Genomic DNA, 18,375 nt, shown 5'->3' with positions numbered 1-18,375 from the left:
CCGAGATTCCGGCACCGGTGTGAGGGAGGGGCCGGGATGTTCGGTTCGAAGAAGAAGAAGAAGCTCGACGATCTGATGGCGCAGCTCAGGCCCGACCTGAGTCGGGAATCGCTCGGCGTCGGGCCCGACTTCCCGGGCGTCGCCCCGAACCCGATCCTGAGCGGTGATGCACGAAAGCGCAATGCGGAACTGCGTTCGGGGGCGCTTGCGCTCGGCGTTCTCGTCGACTGGCGGGAGGTCAACAGCAATCCACGCGTGGTCCTGATGTTCGACGTGGAGACCGCCGACGGCATCTCGTTCCGCGGTATCGCGGACGAAGACCTCACGATCACCGAACTCACCCGACTCGCCCCGGGACAGACGTTGCCCGTGCGCTACCGCCCGGCCGTCATGGACCACTACGTCTGCCTCGCCCGGGGCGCGGACCCCACCCACGTGCAGCGGCTCTCCGACGAGATCGCGAGCCGCAAGCGGACCTGACGCGAAGCCGTCGGCCGGATCCCCGGGGGCGTGTCCGGCAAAGGTCGAGCGTTCCGGCCGGAACTTACTGTAGGGCCTGGCGACGCCCTGAACGTCGCGCTGGAACCGGCCGGCCTCGCCGACCTGGTCGTCGTAGCCGCCGCCGTGCTGGAGCACGAGCGCGACGGGCCTGATGGACCCGGCCCTGGCCCGGAACGGCGCCGGCGGGAACACGGGCCTCCTCGGGACGGCTCTCGCCGTCCGATTCGTGGTCCGGATCCTCCCGTGAAGGCTCCTGTACTCGCACGTCGGGGCTCCCTGCGCCGAAAACGGTTCCGAGGGCCTTCGCATGCCCCGGCTCGGCCACATGCCTTCGGAACCGCGAACTCGGCGTACGGGGTCGATGGCCCCTGTCTCCCCTTGCCTCCGGCCTACCCCCGCTGGGCCCGCCGGCGAGGCAGAATCGTAGTGTGACCTGATTCGTTACCTTATCCACCTATTCGGGCCATCCGTGAGGACCGCCGCCAGGTCCCCCGCGAGGGAGGAATCGATGACCAGGACCAGCGCCGGCACCCGATTCGGCACCGATCGCGGCCTGGTGGGCCGCATGCTCGCCACCATGTTCCTGCTCGGGCTGCTCTATGTGGTCTTCGTGGGCGTGCTCGTGGTGATGCTCGGCCGGGCCTGGCCGCTCGCGGTCGTGCTGATCGGCGGTGTCTTCGTCGCACAGTTCTGGTTCAGCGACAAACTCGCGGCGTTCGCCATGGGCGCCCGCGAGGTCACCCCCGAGGAGCAGCCGGAACTGCACGGCGCGGTCGACCGGCTGTGCGCCCTCGCCGACATACCCAAGCCGCGCGTGGCGGTCGCCGACTCCGATGTGCCCAACGCCTTCGCCACCGGCCGCAACCGGAGGAACACGCTCGTGTGCACCACGACCGGGCTGCTCCGCCGTCTGGAGCCCGCCGAGTTGGAAGGCGTCCTGGCGCACGAGCTCTCGCACGTCGCGCACAAGGACGTCGCGGTGATGACGATCGCATCCTTCCTCGGCGTCCTGGCCGGGCTGCTCACCCGCGTCGGCGTACAGTTCGGCCTCTTCGGCGGGATGCGCCGCGACCAGAACACCGCGGTCCTGATGCTTGTGGTGACCGCGGTGAGCGTGGTGGTGTACACGCTGAGCTTCGTCCTCGTCCGGACCCTGTCGCGCTACCGCGAGCTGTGTGCCGACCGTTCGGCCGCGCTGCTCACCGGTCGACCCTCCGCGCTCGCCTCCGCGCTGACCAAGATCAGCGGCACCATGGCCCGAATCCCGACCCGCGATCTGCGCCGGGCCGAACCCTTCAACGCGTTCTTCTTCGCGCCGGCCGTCGCCTCCAAGGACAGCCTGGCGAACCTGTTCGCGACCCACCCGACGCTCGAACGGCGCCTCGAGCAGCTCGGCCGGATCAGCGCGGAACTCGGCGGTGCCGCCTGATGGGTCTGTTCGACTCCGTCTTCGGCCGAAGCAGGCCGGTGAAGCCCGATCTCGACCAGCTGTTCGGCCTGCCCTCGGCCGCCATCACCCTGGAGATCGCCGCCGGGTTCCACCCCACAGGCACCGGGTCGGTGTGCTTCGCCACCGTCGAGGGCGGCGCGTTCGACCAGGTGCTGCGCGACCTGAACGAGCTGGTCCAGGGGTTGCGAAGCAGTCGGGACGAGTACGGGTACACGTGGCTGCTCGCAGAGCGCCCACCCGAGGACGTGGGCACCCTGGTGACCGATCTGCATGCCATCAACACCGCGCTCGAGGATGGCGGTTTCGGTCCGCAACTACTCTGCTCACTGGCCGCGTTCGAACATCCCGACGGCCGCCGGCTCGCCTTGGTCTACCTGTACAAGCGCGGCACCTTCTACCCCTTCGCACCGGTGCCGGGCGCGCACGAGAAGCGCGACACCGCGCTGGAGATCCAGGTGAACGCGGCGGTCACCGACGATCTGCGACTCGAACCCGACCTGTCCCGCTGGTTTCCGGTCTGGGGCGCGCCGGGTCTGTGACCGTACGACGGGCAGGTCGCGGTCGCGGTCGCGGCGCCGACGGGCGGGCGGGCGGCGGATCACGGCCCCGAAACGAAAGGCATTCCCTGCCGGCTAAGGGGCGGTCGTGAACCCGGCCACCAGGCGGCCGAGGCCGCATCGCCCTGCCCGACATCCCCGCCACCATCGCCGACGGCCTCGGACACACCAGCCCCTCGCCGCTGACCTGGGCCGTCAACGCCAAGCTCCTGGACGCCGTCGTGACCGTGACCGACCAGGACATCACCACCGCCATGGCGTTCGCGTTCCGCCGCCTCAAGATCGTGGCCGAACCGAGCGGTGCCTGCGCCCCGGCCGCCGTCCTTCGCGGCCTCCTCCCCCACGACTCGGGGATGATCGGAGTGGTGATCTCCGGCGGCGGCGTGGACCTGCCCACGTTCCACCGGCTGATCAACCAGGCCGCCCACCGGAAGGAACAGCCTCCACGTGTCCGACCAGTTCCCCACCGTCACGCAGTACGCCAGCCCGGACCTGATCGCCGCCATCGCCTACGAGGGCCTGCCCCGCACCGCCGATCCCCGCTGGGCCGAGTCCGGCGCCCCCGACCCCGACACGTACGGCCGGTGGTGCGGCCACATGTGCGGCATCGCCTGCCTGCGCATGGCGCTCCTGGCCCGCACCGGCGACGCACCCACCATGTTCGAACTCCTCGACGGTGCACGGAAGTACGGGGCCTACACCGAAGACCCGGACACCGGAGCAATCCGCGGTCTGATCTACGCCCCCTTCGTCGAGTACGTGCAGGACGTCCACCCGCTGGGCGCCGAAACGCACTCGACCCTGACCGTGCCCGGCCTCCTCGCCCTGCTCGACGGCGGGCGGCTGGTGATGGCCTCCGTCCACAAGGAGATCCGCCGCCCCGAGAACCCCGCCCCCGGCAAGGGCGGGCACCTCGTGCTCGTCACCCACCGCCAGGGAGACACCGTGCACTTCAGAAACCCGTCCGGACACACCGAGCAGGCCCGTACCGCGAGCCTGCCCACGGCCGAGTTCGCCGGGTTCTTCGCCGGCCGCGGCGTGTCCCTGATCTGAGATCACCGACGCCGCTTCGGGCGGTTGCGTCCCAGGCAGGTCTTCAGCCGTCGCCGGACACCGGCGTACTCGTCCACCCGCGCCGCCGCCGGCTCGGCCGGCGCCTCCGGCAACGGCAGTTCAGCACCACGTGTCCATGTATGCCGAACGCGCTACCGACCCACCGCGCGAGTTTGTGCGGGCGGTACCGCGTTCGGGATCAGCCGCGCGGGGGACCGGCCACGACGGGCCGGAGAGTTCGCCACACCACACGGTCTGGGTGCCGTCGACGCCCGCGACCTCCCGTACGGGTGGGGCTCGGCGATCGCGAGGGCGAGGGCGATCGCGAGGGCGAGCCGAGGGTCGACGTCGACGCGGACGGCGCCGAGGTGACCGTGTTCTCCGCGCCCGACGTCCGCGAGTTGTCCGCCCGCCTGCGGGAGACATACGGCACCGGATAGCCGGCCGAGACATCGACTTGGCTTGTGGACTGTCCGACCCGCTTTCACGCCGACGTCATCACGGTGGGCGTCGGTCCTCGACTGTTTTTAACCGTCACCCGTTCCCGACGCAGAGTCTCAAGCACCATGACGTGATACCTCACGGGCCCCGCCCTGACCGTGCCTCGAAAGGATGTGACCGAACCGGCGGTTCGACACGTCAAGACTCTGCGAGGTTGTCGACGGAGCGGGGAGCAGGATGGGTTGGTTCCACAGGGAGCGCATCGGATTTGCCAAGTTCGCCGAGGCGAACCAGACCGTGCTGCGCCGCACCGCCTTCCTGCTCTGCGGCGACTGGCATTTGGCCGAGGACCTGGCGCAGACCGCGCTGGAGAAGGTCTACGTCGCGTGGCCGAGGCTCGAGCGGCAGGAGCACCCGGAGGCCTACGCCAAGCGCGTCCTGATCAACGCGTTCCTGGACGGGCGCCGCCTCAAGAGCAGCGGCGAGATGACGGGCATGGATGCCGACGCACTGGCCCGCACCCCCGCCCCTGTCCATGGCGACCCCGAACTGCGGCTCACCCTCGTCGACGCGCTGCACACCCTCGAACCACGCGACCGCGCCCTGTTGGTGCTGCGGTACTGGGAGGACCTGAGCGTCGAGGAGACCGCACGGCGACTGGGCATGGGCGTGTCCGCCGTGAAGACCGGCGCGATGCGCGCACTCGCCAGGCTGCGCGAGCGCGTGCCGGAGCTGACCCGCAAGGCCGCTGCGGAGGGTCGGCCGTGAGGAAACGGCGCACGGCGAAGCGGCCGGCGGCGGACACAGCGGCACACATGAGAGGAACCGACGTCGTGGAAGGGCACGAAGTGGAGACCGAAGACCTGTTTCGCAGCGAACTGCGCGCCGAACTGGACGAGTTGGTGATCCCGCCGGGCGCGGGGCTGGCTGCCCGGGCGGCCGAGGGCGGCCGCCGCCGGGCACGGCGGCGCGCGTTGGGGCAGACCGTCGGGGCGATCCTGGCGGTGGGAGTGATCGCGGCGGGCGTGCTGGGCGCGGCACAGCTGCGGACGAGTCCGGCGACCAAGGCGGGGCCCGCAGCGAATCCGTCGCCGTCCCAAATCGACGGACGGTTCGACCACGTGAACCCCGAACTGCCGGCGCAGCCGGTGGCCCCGAATCCCCTCGCCGATCGGCTCGGTCCGATCATCACGAGCCTGTTGCCCGGGGGGACGAAGCAGGTCACAACCAACACCGCCATCGACGGCGGCCTCTACGCGAAGGTCACCTGGGACACCGGCCAGGGCGTGGTCGAGGTGACCTTCCACATGGTGGGCAAGCGGTTCTTCGGGTGCACCATGGCCGACGGCAAGCCGAGGCCCAAGGAGAACAACTTCGGCGGCTGCCGCAACGCACCGGACGGAACGCTGCTCGGTACCTTCGAGAAGCCCTTTCCGGACAAGGGCATCGCCTGGAAGGTCGTCAACTACGTCACCGGGGAGACCATGGTCGAACTGAGCTACGGAAACGGCGAATTGTCGGACAACGGCAAGCCCACCCGCAGCACCCTGCCGCTGACCGACGAGCAGGCCCTGTCCATCCTGAGGAACCCGGCCTGGGCGCCGATCCTCGCCGCCTACGTCCCGCCGCCGCCCGCCGACCCCGCCACGCTGCCGACCTCGGGCCCGACGCGGTTCCCGATCGCCCCGCTCAGCCCGGCAGGGCAGCCCTGACCGACCCGCACGTGCTGAGGGCGCCCCCGTCGGTCCCGACCGGGGCGCCCCGGTCGGGACCGACGTTGCGCTCCTTGTCCTCCCCGGCGTCGGGCCACCGGCCGAAGGGGCCGGTACCGCCGGGCCCGGCGCCGAGGACGCCCGCCCCCTTTGTGCTCCGCCATGGTCTTCAGGGTGCGCCAGTTTCCCGACCAGGCCGATGCACGCGTTCTGGATCACGTCGTCCGTGTCGTTGTCGTCGCCCACGTAGGTGTACGTGACCCGCTACGAATCGGGCCACACTCACAGGTTGGAGATCATCGAGGCATGCGGCTACCTCACCGTGCCGGGACTGGGTGGCGTGGACATCGACCTCGATCCGTTCGACTGGCCGCCGGGCGAGCACGTCGGTCCGGTCGCGTGAAGCGCGGTGATCGCCGACGGTCCGGAACTCGAGGTCGGCACAGCGGGCGAACTGCACGTCGACGGCGAGAACACGGAAATCGGTCACCCGTTCACGGCCACCAAGTTGGCCAACGCTGCGAATGCCGCTGCGTCGTCGACAGCGACCCGTCCCCGGCGAGCTTCCGGAGCACACGTGTACGGGGACCCCCGCATCGGCCATCCGTGTCAGTCCGGCGTGCCGCAATCCGTGCCGCAGCGGGAACTCGTAGCCGCGGTGCACCGGCGAACCGCACCACGTCGCCCCATCCCATGCGAGCGGGCGACCAAAGCCTCCGTCGGCCCGTCGAGCGCCGCCCAGTCGCACAGCGCGAGCGCGCGGGGGTTGTCGAGCTCGTCCTCAGCCGCGTGGTACGCATGCTGCGGCCTGTGACCCGGGCCGGATTCGTCTCGATCAGCCCGTCCCGGTGGGTCTGTTGCATCCCACGCACCAGGATCGTGATCGTGTCCTTGACGCAGGCCCTCGATCCTGATCATGAGGTTCCGGATGTTGCATATGTGGATCCTCACCACTCTGTCGAAATGATCGCGAAATCTTGCAGAGAAACCAATTTCACCCCAATCTACATACGCGGCATTATTTATAGCTTATCGATCAATTTTCCGCGACCCTCTTCCGGGATGCGGGATTCGATTGATACCGTCTGGTTGTACTCGCACGGTCACACATGGTAGTTGCCAAGGGTCTCAGGCGTCGATATGGACGGACGGCGACGATGCAGATATCACTTCGATGTCGACCGAAAATTCGAAGTGCTCACTGCATACGGCAAAGAATTCCTCCAGGCCGGACCCGCCCGGTACAGCCGAGCGCAGATCTCGTACGAGAGCCGAAGCGGGCGCTTCGATCGGTACGCCAAACATTGGGTCGCATGACAACTCGATCGACCCATTTCTGGCATAAGTAAACCACTGCATCGAGTCCCAATAGAACCCCAAGGCATCTCCATTGCGGGAAATCTCGGACATGAAGGGCTCCCTGCTCGGCTTCGCCGACAGGGCCGTCATAAAATACGTCCAATCCCCGATCCTACCTGCCCGCAGAAGTGTCAAGCCGCCTTCATAGAGATCCGCATCCATGGCCATGGCCTCACTGCGCGTCGTCATGAACGGTTCTCGCCCGGAAATATTCGCAGCCTGGATCACCTCACGTGGTGTAACGCCCCTGGCGTATCCGAAGAAGCCGCACAAATACGAGTAATCGCGAATCCAGGCCCATGCGGACGATTCCATTCCCGTCCTTCCTCGTGAGCGTCTCGGCGAACCAAGCCTACCGACCGCCGAACGCGCACGCGATCCCCATCCACGACGTTCGCGCATCCAGCGCCTCGCCGAGATGAAACGGCAAACCGCGTCGTGCCGAGAAAGGAGTACCGCGCGGTGCGAATAAGGAACCGGTCAAGGGCACGTTCCCTGGGCCTGGCTGTTTCGCTGGTCGTACTGATAAGCCCTACCCTCTTCCCGACGACCGCAAGCGCCGAAGAAGTCCGCCCTTCTCCCCCTCCCGCTTCATCGGCCGCTGCGACGGATACGCAGGCGAGCAATCGCGAAGCACCATCGACCAACACCCGGACCGCGCTGCCCGATACGACGAACGAGCCCCCAGCGAAGGCACCCCCTCAAGACCCGAGCGCAACCCGCAGCACACAGATACCGGACTCGCCCACACACAAAACGCTGCGCGAACTGTGTCCCGGGGTTGCCACCGAGAGTTTATCGACCGCCCCGGGAACACGAGTCGTCTGTTTTTCGCCGGGACAAGGCACAGGTCCCGTCACGGGCCGCGTGGCCGAACCCACAAAAGGACGCTTGGCTCCGGACTGGGAATGCAAGCCGGTATATGAGCGCGAGTCCTACGATCGCCTGAACTGGTGCTACGCCACATCAAGGACACTCACGGTCTTCGACGTGGGGACAGAAGCCCCAATCGGCAGTATGAATATCACCATCTTGCAGGAGCTGCGCACCAGGCCCAAACTTCCGACCTTCATCAACTATGCGGCCGTCCGCGTCGACCGATTCGATCCGGCCCTGAAGGGTCTCACCCTCAGCATCGAGTCGGCCTGCTCGCCCGCATGTACTGCGAACGACACGTGGAATTACCAGACGGCATTCCAGGATGCCGTTCTGATCTATGACGGAACGATGACGTGGACCGGCACCGACAGGAACACCATTTTCCCCACCTGGAAAATGCACGCGATCCTGCCCGGCACGCCCACCATCCCAGGAAACAACGGATGGGGCGGAGGCGCGCTCCAGACAGTCAGATGCGACGACACGGCCATCAGGAACTCTTCCGGTTGTGTATTTGCCCAATACACCCCGACATTGGATCTGACCGATCCGAAGTTCGGCTCCTCCGCAGCCATGATCCGCTTCTATCAGGAACACACCATCGACCGATGGGGCCTCAAACGGGCAAACGGCTCTGGAAAGCCGCTGACTCGAAGCCCGGAAAAAGCCGTCGAACCTGCGGACAAGGATTGGGACGAAGTCAGTCGCAAGATCGTTTGCGATGGCACTTTCGTAGCCTCACCTTTCCCCGAAGGCCCGGACAGCTGCGATGAATACCCGTTCGCCATGGCAACCCAGAGCGCCGGGCAGGGCGGGCGACCCGGACCCGACGCCGTGCGCTCCGGCCAGGAATGCATCCAGGTGCAAGCCCAGGGAAAGGTCACCGGACCGACCGGGGAGGCACTATATACAAGCGTCAAGCCCATCGGGCCGGTCGATGACGAAGCGCTGTGCGTTCGTGGCCACATCCCGAACAACGAAAACAAATTGGTCGGTTCCGCTCTCGCCGGGCTGACGACGTCTGCAAGGCTGAGCCCGCGCGATCCCTACTGGGTCGACGCCGGGCCACCGGGATGGGGAGACTGCGACACCTTCGACACTGCGACACCACTGTCGAAGTCGACGGCGAGCACATCGGCGCTGCTTGTGTGCGGTCCCCTACTGAAGGCATACAACAGGGTCGGCGGACCGAGTGCAGTCGGTTCGCCCGTAGACACGGGCAACACCGCGGATGGAACGGGGCGATACCTGAACCTGCGCCGCCCGGGCGAACCTGCGGTATCCGGCACGATCTACTGGACACCCTCCACTCCCGCCAGTTACCTCGGCGGTCCCGTCAGGGACAGATGGCTCGGCCTCGGCTCGGAAGGCGGACTCGGCTATCCGATCACCGACACCGCGGCAACCGAGGGCGGTGGCGGTCTCCATGCGGAGTTCTCGCGAGACAACACATCGATCTATTGGAGCGCTTCCACCGGAGCCCACACCATATCCGGAGAGATACGCGACAAGTACACCGCTCTGCGCCCCGGACTCTCGGCAGGGTTCCCGACGGCGGACCAGTCGTCGATCCCGGGTGGAAGTGGCCGCTTCGTTCACCTGAGAAGCCCCGGCTCCGACATCGACAGCGCATCGATCTACTGGAGCCCGACCACCGGAGCCCATTACGTCGCGGGGAACATCCGCACCAAATGGGCATCGCTCGGCTGGGAGGACGGACTCGGTTTCCCGACCACCGACGAGAGCTCGACACCCGACGGACGAGGCCGGTTCAACTTCTTCTCCAAGGACGGAAACTCGATCTACTGGACCGAGGCGACGGGAGCCCACCAAGTAGGCGGGCCGATCGGAGCCAAGTGGGCCGGCCTCGGCTACGAGAAGGGCCCCGGCTATCCAACCACCGACGAGACCACGGCTCCCGATGGCGTGGGGCGATTCAACCATTTCTCGAACGCGAACAACTCGATCTACTGGACTCCGGCGACGGGAGCCCATCAGATCGGCGGATCGGTCCGCGACAAGTGGCAGGCAACAGGCTGGGAGACCGGTGCGGGATACCCGACCACCGATACAACAGTGACGCCCGACGGCGCGGGAAGGTACAACCACTTCCGGAAGCTCGGAGCGACCGCTGACGACGACTCCATCTACTGGCACCCGCAGATCGGAGCAGGATGGATCCGTGACGGCATTCGCCGGCAGTGGTTGCAGTACGGCGCCGAAAAGGCCAGTGGCTACCCGGTCGATCAAGAAAGAACGACCTCCGATGGAAAGGGCAAGGTCCTCTACACATCGCGTATCTACAACGGCGGCCCCGCCCTCCTGGCGGTCTACACCTCGCACCCGACCACTGGACTCCACTGGGCGAGCGCCTTCCAGGCGTACCTGACGACCGGGCCTGATTCGTGGCTGGGATTCCCCATCAAGGAACCCGCCTACAGTCCCGCCCCACAGGTGAAGAACTTCACGACCCTCCAGGTCTTCCAGGGCGGCTGCATCGGAATCAACCACGCCGCGAACAACGCCATCATCGCTCTCCCCTGGACGTCCTATGCCTGCCGATCCGACTATGTCGCCGTTACCCCGGAGACTTGGAACAACAGGTCCTCGGCCAGGCTCCTCGACCTCGATCCTCCCGTCGCCTTGGCGGCCGTCCTCGAGCCCGACGGGCGCGTCTCGCTGGACCGCTTGAAGCCATAGGACTCGCACGCACGGGGCGGGCCGGTCCATACGACCCGCCCCTTTGGCGACCGGTTGACCGGCACGCCGGCCGGAACGGGCTACACACGTACCGCAAAGCCCTCCGTCACAACATCGATGAGGACAGGCGCACACCGACGCGCATCGCGCCACCACGTGCCCCCGACCTGACATGTGGCGCCAGGTCAACCCGGCCGCCGGCTGCACCCCTGCAGGGCCCCTCACCTTGTGGACCATTTGTGGACCGCGCCACTTCACATACACCTGAAGCGCCTCCGACGCACCGGTCACCAAACGGAGTTCGGGATGCAGGTACCACTGCGTCGTCGACGGCGATCCGTGCCCGGGATCTTCGCAGGACGTGCACCGGGACGCCCGCGTCGGCCATCCACGTCAGCCCGGTACACCGCGGGCGCCGACCGCTCACGGGTGCACGGCGATGGCGATCTTGCCGCGTGGGCGTTTGCCGCCCTCACCGGTGGAGCCGCCTTCCAGCAGGGTGTGGGCCTGTGCGATGTCGGCCAGTGGTAGCACGGCGCCGATCACGGGCCGGAGTTCGCCTTGGTCGACCAGGGCGCCCAGCGCCGTGAGCTTCGCCCGGCCCGGGCTGACGAAGAGGAAGTGGTAGGTCGCGTTCACGCCCCACGCCGCGAGCAGGTTCTGCGGTTCGGGGATGTCCACGATGGACACCACGCGGCCCCGGTCGGCGAGGACCTGCGGGCTGCGGGCAAGGGTGTCCCCGCCCACGGTGTCCAGCACGACGTCGACCCCACCCAGCGCGCGGACCTGCGGCACGTAGTCACCGGCCGAGAAGTCGATCGCGATGTCGGCTCCCAGTCCGGTGACGAACTCGTGATCCCTCGCCCGTGCGGTGGTCACCACCTCGGCTCCCAGCGCGCGGGCGAGCTGGACGGCGACCGAGCCGACCCCGCCCGCTCCGCCGTGCACCAGGACCCGTTCCCCGGCCCGCACCCCGGCACGTTCGACCAGCGCCTCCCACACCGTCACGCCCACGAGCGCGAGAGCGGCGGCCTCGACGTGCGACAACCGCGCGGGCTTGGGGGCGACCAGGGCCTGGTCGACCACGTGGAACTCGGCGTAGGTGCCCTGCCCGGCGAACATCGGCGCCAGGTACCAGACCTCGTCGCCCGGGCGGAAGTCGCCTGCCCCGGGGCCGGTGGCGACCACCACACCGGAGACGTCGTTGCCGATCACCGCCGGCAGCGCCACCTGGTCGCGGTAGTCCCCGCGCCGGGTCTGCAGGTCGAGAGGGTTCACGGACGTGGCCATCACGCGCACCAGCACCTGGCCGGGTCCGGGGGTGGGGATGGGCAGTTCCCGGGTGGCGAACGCGGTGTCCGCGTCACCGAAGCTGACGAGTTCCACCACACGCATCGAAGTCGACATGCGAAAACGTTAGATCGTAATATTGCGAATCGTCAATATGTACGTGCGTTACGATCACCGCATGTTCACGGAGGCGGAGTTGCTGGCTGTGTTCCGGGCCCTGTCCAACCCGACCCGCCGCCGGATGCTGGTATGGCTCAAGGACCCGATGAGCTTCCCCGGCCAGGAGCGCGAGGATGTCGAGATCGGCGTCTGCGTGACCGACATCGCGCAACGCACCGGCCTGGGACAGTCGACCACCTCGCAGTACCTCGCGATACTGCGGCAAGCGGGACTGGTGATCGCCACCCGCCGCGGCAAATGGACCTACTACCGCCGCGACGAAGCCAACATCGCCCGCCTCCTGGACACCCTGCACGACGTTTTCTAGACCCGACACCCCCGGACACGGCGGACACAGCCGGGTAGGCAGCCGGCCGCACCCTCTGCGCCGCATCCGAAGACGGCGTGGACGTCGCCGGCGACGCGGGCCCCGACGGTCACGTGGTCGTTGGCACGCAGTCCCTTCAGGGGTCGGTCGGCCTTCCCCGCGGCCTCGCGCAGCGTCGCGGTGTTGCTGCCGCGTTTCCTGTCGTCGATCTCCCGCAACACCGCTCGCGACATGGACGTCATCACGGCCGCGCTCGGCGAGCGCCGCATCTCCTACGTGGGCTGTTCGTACGGCACCCACCTCGGCAGGGTCTACGCCCAGATGTTCCCCGGTCGCGTCGCCCGGGTCGTCCTGGACGGTGCGCTCGACCCGCGCCGCTACGGCCCCGGGTGTTGCGCGGAAGCGAGAACGAGAACGAGAACGATCGCGCGGTGTCCGACTGGGCGACTGGGCGGCGCTTCGGAACGACGCTTACCACCTCGGCGGCACCCGTGCCGGGGTGCCGGCCACGGTGGACCGGGCCCAGGGGGCGTCCACGCGTGGCCCGCTCGTCGTCGGCACGGCCCCGGACCCGTACCGGCTGGACGACAGCCACGTGGGCTTCGTGCTCCTGATGGAGAACGCGGACGACACCGACGCGGCGCGGGCGCTGTCTGCGCGGATGACCGGGTCAACGTCTACCTGGACACGGGCCGACTGCCGAGGACCGACTCGACCTGCGTTCAAGTAGCGGAGGGCGAGTGCCCCGCCGCCCGAGGCCGGCCGGGCACTCGGGCGGTCCGCTCAGCCGACGCCGTACGGGCGGAACTGGATGCTGATGCGCGGCCCCGTGGCCCGGGCCGTCTTGGGGATCGCGTGCTCCCAGGCGCGTTGGCACGAGCCGCCCATCACGATCAGGTCGCCGTGGCCGAGCGGACGGCGCAGCACCGGCTCGCCGCCGCCGCGCGGGCGGAGCAGCAGATCGCGCGGCGCGCCGACGGACGCGATCGCGACCATGGTGTCCGCGTGGGCGCCGCGGCCGTCGCGGTCGCCGTGCCAGGCGACGCTGTCCCGGCCGTCGCGGTACAGGCACAGCCCCACGCCGACGAACGGCTCGCCCAGTTCGGCCGCGTAGTGCTCCGAAAGCCGGTCACGCGCCTCGGCGAGGGCGGGATGCGGCAGGGCGTCGCCGGCGCGGTAGTAGGCGAGCAGCCGGGGGACGTCGACGACACGTTCGTACATCAGGCGCCGTTCGGCACGCCAGGGAACCGTCTCGGCCAGCGCGGTGAACAGGGTGTCGGCGCCCTCCACCCACCCGGGCAACTCGTCGATCCAGGCACCGCCGCCGATCACGGTGCGGCGCAGCCCCCGCGGCGGGCCGATACGGACGACGTCGCTCTGATCGAAGAGCGAACCCTGGAGTGAGTCGGACATTCCACCACGATACCCCATTGATCCGAACGCATGTTCGAACCAGCACTTGGTCAGCGGCGTCGTAGCCGTTCGTCGCTCGCACGTCGAGCCTCGCCCCGTCGCGGTCCACCCGTCCCGGTCCACTACCGACTTGTGCTGGTGGGGCGACTCGGGGAAGCCCGCACAGCTTGGCCACGTCGGAGTCGAACACTCCAGGATCAGGGCCCCGCCTGGTCGCAGCACGTTTCACCCCGAGGTGAGGTGAGGTGAGGAACGCGACCAGGGATTCCGGGTTGTGCAGGTGCTGCATCGTGTTGGTTTCCGAGGACGCCAGGGCGAAGCGCCTCGGCAGTCCTGTTCCTGCCACTCGACTGGCAGTCGGAACGCTGACGGGCACGCGCAAGTGTGGAGGGTGTCGTGGTCTCGCGCGGTGAACTCCCGATCGTAGAAGTCCGCATCGTCCTATACAGCCAGGTCCTCCGGTGTTTCATCGTGCCGCCGCCGGCGTCGGGTCGAAAGCGCCGGCAAGGCTGGTCAGGACGGAGCCGGCCCAGTTGCTCTCCCCGAACACGCCGACCGGCATGGCGAGTACGCCGCACTCGCGCCGGAGCGTCTCCGCTGGGATTTCAACCGGGAAGAAGTAGTTGCCGGGACAAGTCCGGCTCGCCGGGGGAATCGCCCCGAGCACTTCGTCCGGCAACTGTTCGAACAGCCGCTCGGCCCGTGCGGCCAGTTCGTCGACGACCTGCCGGGGCACGTCGCCGTGCTCGGTCAGCAGCCGGTCGGCGAGCCTCAGCTGTGCCGACGTCGGCGGATCCGCCCGGAACGCTTCGGCCAATTCGGCTTGTGCCGGGCCCAGCAGGACCACGCCGAACGTGCGTGGCCACAGCCATCCCTTGGTGATCGAATGCAGCAGGACCGCACGCCCGGTGTCCAGCAATCGCCGTGTGCCGGCAGCGAACGGGGCTCCCAGGTCGTAGACGCTGTCGATCAGCAGGCGGCGCCGTGGTGATACCCGCAACCACGCGACCACCGCGGCGCACTCGGCATCGGACAGGTATCGGCCGAGCGGCTTGCTGGGGTTGGCGAGCAGCAGGTATTCGGGCCGGTGGTCGGCCGGCGACCTCGGCAGGACCGGCGCCGGTAGCGTCGGGTAGGTCGCGGGTGCCAGGCCCGCAGCGCGGGCCAGTTCGAAGTAGACCGGGTACACGTCGCCGGGCAGCCACAATCGCGCTTGTATGGCGCGCAGCCGGTGGAACACCACGCCGAGCCCGTGACGGACCCCTCGACAGACCATGGCGTGGCCGGACCACTCATCCGGCAGTTCGAAGCGCCGCAGCCAGGCACGGGCGAGATCGCATCGGTGCACCGTACGTGTGTCGGTCGGCGGTTCCGGTCGCATCGGAGCAAGCGCCCGGTACACGTTGGTCTCTGCGGCGTCCAGAAGCGACGAGGAAGCACGGAGTTGCTGCTGCCGGAATTCCTGGAACTCGTCGAACCTCATGCCGTGGCGCCTTCCGGCACGATCTCGCTGGCCCGGTCTTCCAGCGAGGCGTAGCAGCGTCCGTCGGCCATGACGTTCCAACTGCGTGCGATCCCCTTGGTGCGTTCCCAGAGCAGGCTGGGTTCGGTGTAGGCGGCGATTCGCATCGGCCGTCCGTCCCAGCTGCCGTGGTAGACCGGAGCGCCCCAGGGCAGGCGGCTCGCCGGTTCGAGGCCGTGCTGCTCGGCGAACCGGGTGACGACGGACAGCGAAACCTGGTGCTCTCGACTCCAGACGTTGGCGGCGCGGTCGAAGTAGAGGGACTCGGTGCTGGTGGATACGTAGAGCTCTTTGAAGCAGACTTCGTCGACACCGAGAGCCGCGGCCCACGAAAGGTAGTCGGCGACGCCGGCCGCGTCGGCGACGCCGCCGTGCTGGAGCACGCAGATCAGCCTCATCCGCAGACCCGGCCGGCGGTCACGCCCCACACGCCAGGTGTCGATCACGGAGCTCACCGGCGTGCGCAGCATCATCAGCCGCTCGTTGACGGCGTCGTCCTGATGGTGCCGGGAGACCGCCAGCACGCTCAGGCCCGCGGCGCTCAGGGCTGCGAGGCGGCCGGCCCGATCGGCGTGCCCGCCCTTCGCCAGGGTGTGCCCGTTGGTGATCAGGACGACCTTCGGGAAGGCCGCCGAGCAGGCGGACACCAGGCGCAGTTGTTGTTCGAACGGTATGAGCGTCGGCTCCCCGCCGCCCGTGATCACGGCACGCTCGGCACCCGCCGCACGGGCGCGCTCCAGCCAGTGGGCGACCGCGTCCCACGGGACCCGTGCCGGCGCCTGGTCGCTGGAGATCGAAGCCGAGGAGAAGCAGAACGAACACCGGGCCTGGCAGGCGGACGCGACCGGCAGAATCGAAACCGAGCGCGGTCGCGTGTCGGCGTAGCGACGCTGTGCCGACGCGTGCAGGTGCAGGGACGCCGCCATCGCATCCTCGACGGTGGTCGGACGCAGGGTGAACTCCTGGCCCAATTGGTCGAGTTCGTGGACTGCCGACAACCGGATGCGAGCCTCGTGCAGTTCCGTGCCGAGGCCGGTCGACACGTTGGGCACCAACTTGTCGGGGTCCACCGTGGTTTCCAGCACCAGCAGCCGATCGCCCGGAATGGCCAGACGGTCCAGCAGGCGTCGCGCCTTGTCGATGCCGATTCCCAACTCCGCACGGGTCAGCAGGTGGAACCGGTCGGGATGGGTACTCTCCGGAATTCCGGCCTTGCCGTAAGCGAAGGCGTACTTGTCGAAGCCCTTCGCGAAGTTCGACAGCACGATGACGTGGAAGCGCTGGTGGCTCTGGTTCATCCGGTCATCATGCATGAACGGGCCCCGGACCACATGGGCCGAACTGCAGGCGGAACGCGGTGTCCCGGTCCGATCCGTCGCCGACGACAAGCCCCACCCCACCGCGGTCCACGACACGCGATGGTTGTGGACCGAGGGATGATGCCCATGGTGGGCCCATGCCTCGCTCGGGGACGCTCCGCGGTGACGAGGCGGAAACCGGGGCGGAGTCGGGTCCCCGACTCGGCCCGGGGGCTTGGGCCCGCAAACGCGGCCGGTGATTCGTTCTCGCGGTGAAGTACCGCTCGACGCCGGGGAATTCAAGGCGCGGCCGCGTCGAACACCGTCTTCGAGATCAGCGCGCCGGCAGAGCATGGGAACGACGCCTCGGAAGCCCGATATCGGGCGCAGCGCAGGCCGAATCGGTGGCCTTCAACCCGGGATCGATCAAGGAAGCCCGCAACGACAGTCTGACGCTGAGCGCCCGTCAGGCGTCGAAGTGACGGCGCGCGCCCTCGACGTGACCGAGGTACTGCTGGGTCCAGCCGCATATGGCGTCGACCGTGGCGCGCAAGGCCCGGCCCGGCTCGGTCAGGGTGTACTCGACCCGCGGCGGCACGGTGGGATACACCTCCCGCTCGACCAGGCCGTTGCGCTCCAGCATGCGCAGGTTCTGGGTGAGCATCTTGTGGCTGACGCCCTCGACCTCGTTCCGCAGTTCGCCGAAGCGTAGGGTGCGCTCGCCGAGCGCCTCGATGATCAGGAGCGCCCACTTGTTGGCAATGTCCGAGAAGATTTCCCGCGCCAGGGAGTCCGCGCGCCTCAGGTCGGCGTCCTCGGGTAGGTCCTTGAGCAGTTGCTTGGTCACCATCAGGTTCCTCAGTCACCGAAACGTGCGTTCTTCCAGTTCAGCGCTCACTCTCCTACGGTTCCCGAGTAACCACAAGAGAGCAGATCGGGAAGGCGAGCACCGTGACCGGCGACAGCGCTGGAGTTCGTCACCATCCGCAGGCCATGCCGTTCAATCGGCCCAGCCCCCTGAATGGCCGTGTCCCTGAAAGTTCTGGAGAATCCGGGGTTGTGAGTATGGGCATCTTCGGCTTCGAGCCAACCTTCCTCGTCGGGCTCGAAGCCGTCCGTGAGAGTCACCGACCGCGGTTGGCGGAGCTGGGCGGGCGGCGCCTGACCGGGTTCGCGCTGGTGCGCTTTGTCGAGGACGGGGAGTGGTTCGCTGATTGCCCGGTGGTGTTGGACTTTGAGGGCGTGCGAGTCGAGATCTGCCACTGGAAGTTCGATGAGCTGTCGATCGGCTGGAACACCATCGACACCACCACGGCGATCACCGGCTGGGAGTGGTCAGAGTTCACGCCTGTGTGGTCCGGCGCCGACGAACGACTTGAGCCGTTCGTCGGCCAGGAACTCCGCGAAGCTTCCCTGCTCGAATGGCGCCCGTCAGGACAAGACCTGGCCGATGGCACCATCGCTGTGGAGTTCGCCTTCGATGCGGATCGCTTCCGCATCGGCAACGGCCTCGACGAGAACACCATCGAAGTGGGGGATCCGCATCCAGCCTTCGTGAGGCATCGGCTGGGCTGACGAGGGTCGGCTGATCACGTTGACTTCCGATTGATCTCGACGACCGGCAGCACGGTTGCCCGGGCCGGGATGCCTGAAGCGGGGGTCCCAGCCATCCTCGATGAGGTGGGTGACGTAGGACCTACGGAAGGAGTGGTG

16 protein-coding genes and 2 pseudogenes are annotated in these 18,375 nt (G+C 67.9%); 12 read left to right on the top strand and 6 right to left on the bottom strand.

Annotated features, from left to right (window positions below):
• The first annotated feature begins 36 nt into the window (after positions 1-36).
• The 8 genes and pseudogenes from ACFZBU_RS06790 (at position 37) to ACFZBU_RS06755 (ending at position 5,714) form a co-directional block, all read left to right on the top strand.
• Entirely contained in the window at positions 37-480 is a 444-nt protein-coding gene (locus ACFZBU_RS06790) for a hypothetical protein (RefSeq protein WP_391582407.1), read from the top strand.
• Between the two features lie 529 nt (positions 481-1,009).
• Positions 1,010-1,930: a zinc metalloprotease HtpX gene (gene htpX / locus ACFZBU_RS06785; protein ID WP_391582406.1), complete on the top strand. Its 921-nt coding sequence runs from the start codon at positions 1,010-1,012 to the stop codon at positions 1,928-1,930.
• The gene (locus tag ACFZBU_RS06780) at positions 1,930-2,490 is read left to right on the top strand and encodes a hypothetical protein (protein ID WP_391582405.1); all 561 of its coding nucleotides are present in this window, start codon (positions 1,930-1,932) and stop codon (positions 2,488-2,490) included. The genes htpX and ACFZBU_RS06780 overlap by 1 nt, the downstream gene beginning before the upstream one ends.
• A gap of 137 nt (positions 2,491-2,627) precedes the next feature.
• Positions 2,628-2,873, top strand: a pseudogene (locus tag ACFZBU_RS06775) (pyridoxal-phosphate dependent enzyme); the annotation flags it as partial.
• An 82-nt stretch (positions 2,874-2,955) separates the two neighbouring features.
• Positions 2,956-3,561, top strand: coding sequence for a peptidase (locus ACFZBU_RS06770; RefSeq protein WP_391582404.1), 606 nt, complete (start codon positions 2,956-2,958; stop codon positions 3,559-3,561).
• 290 nt (positions 3,562-3,851) lie between these two features.
• Complete coding sequence (locus ACFZBU_RS06765) at positions 3,852-4,001, top strand: hypothetical protein (protein WP_391582403.1); 150 nt, start codon at positions 3,852-3,854, stop codon at positions 3,999-4,001.
• A 238-nt stretch (positions 4,002-4,239) separates the two neighbouring features.
• Positions 4,240-4,770, top strand: a complete 531-nt coding sequence (locus ACFZBU_RS06760; protein WP_391582402.1) for a SigE family RNA polymerase sigma factor — start codon at positions 4,240-4,242, stop codon at positions 4,768-4,770.
• A gap of 65 nt (positions 4,771-4,835) precedes the next feature.
• Complete coding sequence (locus tag ACFZBU_RS06755) at positions 4,836-5,714, top strand: hypothetical protein (protein WP_391582401.1); 879 nt, start codon at positions 4,836-4,838, stop codon at positions 5,712-5,714.
• Between the two features lie 1,128 nt (positions 5,715-6,842).
• On the opposite strand, the gene ACFZBU_RS06750 is transcribed toward ACFZBU_RS06755, so the two are convergent.
• Positions 6,843-7,388 (bottom strand): hypothetical protein, encoded by a 546-nt coding sequence (locus ACFZBU_RS06750; protein ID WP_391582400.1) that lies wholly within the window; start codon positions 7,386-7,388, stop codon positions 6,843-6,845.
• A 702-nt stretch (positions 7,389-8,090) separates the two neighbouring features.
• Here ACFZBU_RS06750 and ACFZBU_RS06745 point away from each other — a divergent pair.
• On the top strand, positions 8,091-10,652 hold the full coding sequence (locus ACFZBU_RS06745; RefSeq protein ID WP_391582399.1) for a hypothetical protein: 2,562 nt from the start codon (positions 8,091-8,093) through the stop codon (positions 10,650-10,652).
• A gap of 423 nt (positions 10,653-11,075) precedes the next feature.
• Here ACFZBU_RS06745 and ACFZBU_RS06740 read toward each other — a convergent pair whose 3' ends face one another.
• Entirely contained in the window at positions 11,076-12,059 is a 984-nt protein-coding gene (locus ACFZBU_RS06740; RefSeq protein ID WP_391582398.1) for a zinc-binding dehydrogenase, read from the bottom strand.
• Positions 12,060-12,120: 61 nt separating this feature from the next.
• Between ACFZBU_RS06740 and ACFZBU_RS06735 the strand changes: the two genes are divergently transcribed.
• Positions 12,121-12,429, top strand: coding sequence for an ArsR/SmtB family transcription factor (locus tag ACFZBU_RS06735; protein ID WP_391582397.1), 309 nt, complete (start codon positions 12,121-12,123; stop codon positions 12,427-12,429).
• 231 nt (positions 12,430-12,660) lie between these two features.
• Positions 12,661-12,735: pseudogene (locus ACFZBU_RS06730) on the top strand (hypothetical protein); the annotation flags it as partial.
• 477 nt (positions 12,736-13,212) lie between these two features.
• Here ACFZBU_RS06730 and ACFZBU_RS06725 read toward each other — a convergent pair.
• The 4 genes from ACFZBU_RS06725 to ACFZBU_RS06710 all read right to left on the bottom strand — a co-directional run bounded on the left by ACFZBU_RS06725 (position 13,213) and on the right by ACFZBU_RS06710 (position 17,512).
• On the bottom strand, positions 13,213-13,842 hold the full coding sequence (locus ACFZBU_RS06725; RefSeq protein ID WP_391582396.1) for an alpha-ketoglutarate-dependent dioxygenase AlkB: 630 nt from the start codon (positions 13,840-13,842) through the stop codon (positions 13,213-13,215).
• Positions 13,843-14,308: 466 nt separating this feature from the next.
• Positions 14,309-15,325: an aminotransferase class I/II-fold pyridoxal phosphate-dependent enzyme gene (locus tag ACFZBU_RS06720; protein WP_391582395.1), complete on the bottom strand. Its 1,017-nt coding sequence runs from the start codon at positions 15,323-15,325 to the stop codon at positions 14,309-14,311.
• A complete protein-coding gene (locus tag ACFZBU_RS06715; RefSeq protein ID WP_391582394.1) occupies positions 15,322-16,662 on the bottom strand; it encodes a radical SAM protein in 1,341 nt (446 codons plus the stop codon). Before ACFZBU_RS06715 ends, ACFZBU_RS06720 begins: the two co-directional genes overlap by 4 nt.
• 466 nt (positions 16,663-17,128) lie before the next feature.
• Positions 17,129-17,512 (bottom strand): winged helix-turn-helix transcriptional regulator, encoded by a 384-nt coding sequence (locus ACFZBU_RS06710; protein WP_391582393.1) that lies wholly within the window; start codon positions 17,510-17,512, stop codon positions 17,129-17,131.
• A gap of 215 nt (positions 17,513-17,727) precedes the next feature.
• Between ACFZBU_RS06710 and ACFZBU_RS06705 the strand changes: the two genes are divergently transcribed.
• On the top strand, positions 17,728-18,237 hold the full coding sequence (locus tag ACFZBU_RS06705) for a hypothetical protein (RefSeq protein WP_391582392.1): 510 nt from the start codon (positions 17,728-17,730) through the stop codon (positions 18,235-18,237).
• Positions 18,238-18,375: the final 138 nt, after the last annotated feature.

The sequence above is a fragment of the Embleya sp. NPDC008237 genome (assembly GCF_042956465.1).
In the GTDB taxonomy this organism is placed as follows: domain Bacteria; phylum Actinomycetota; class Actinomycetes; order Streptomycetales; family Streptomycetaceae; genus Embleya.
The sequence above is the reverse complement of the archived record's forward strand: the minus strand, read 5'-3'. Positions and strand labels throughout refer to the sequence as shown.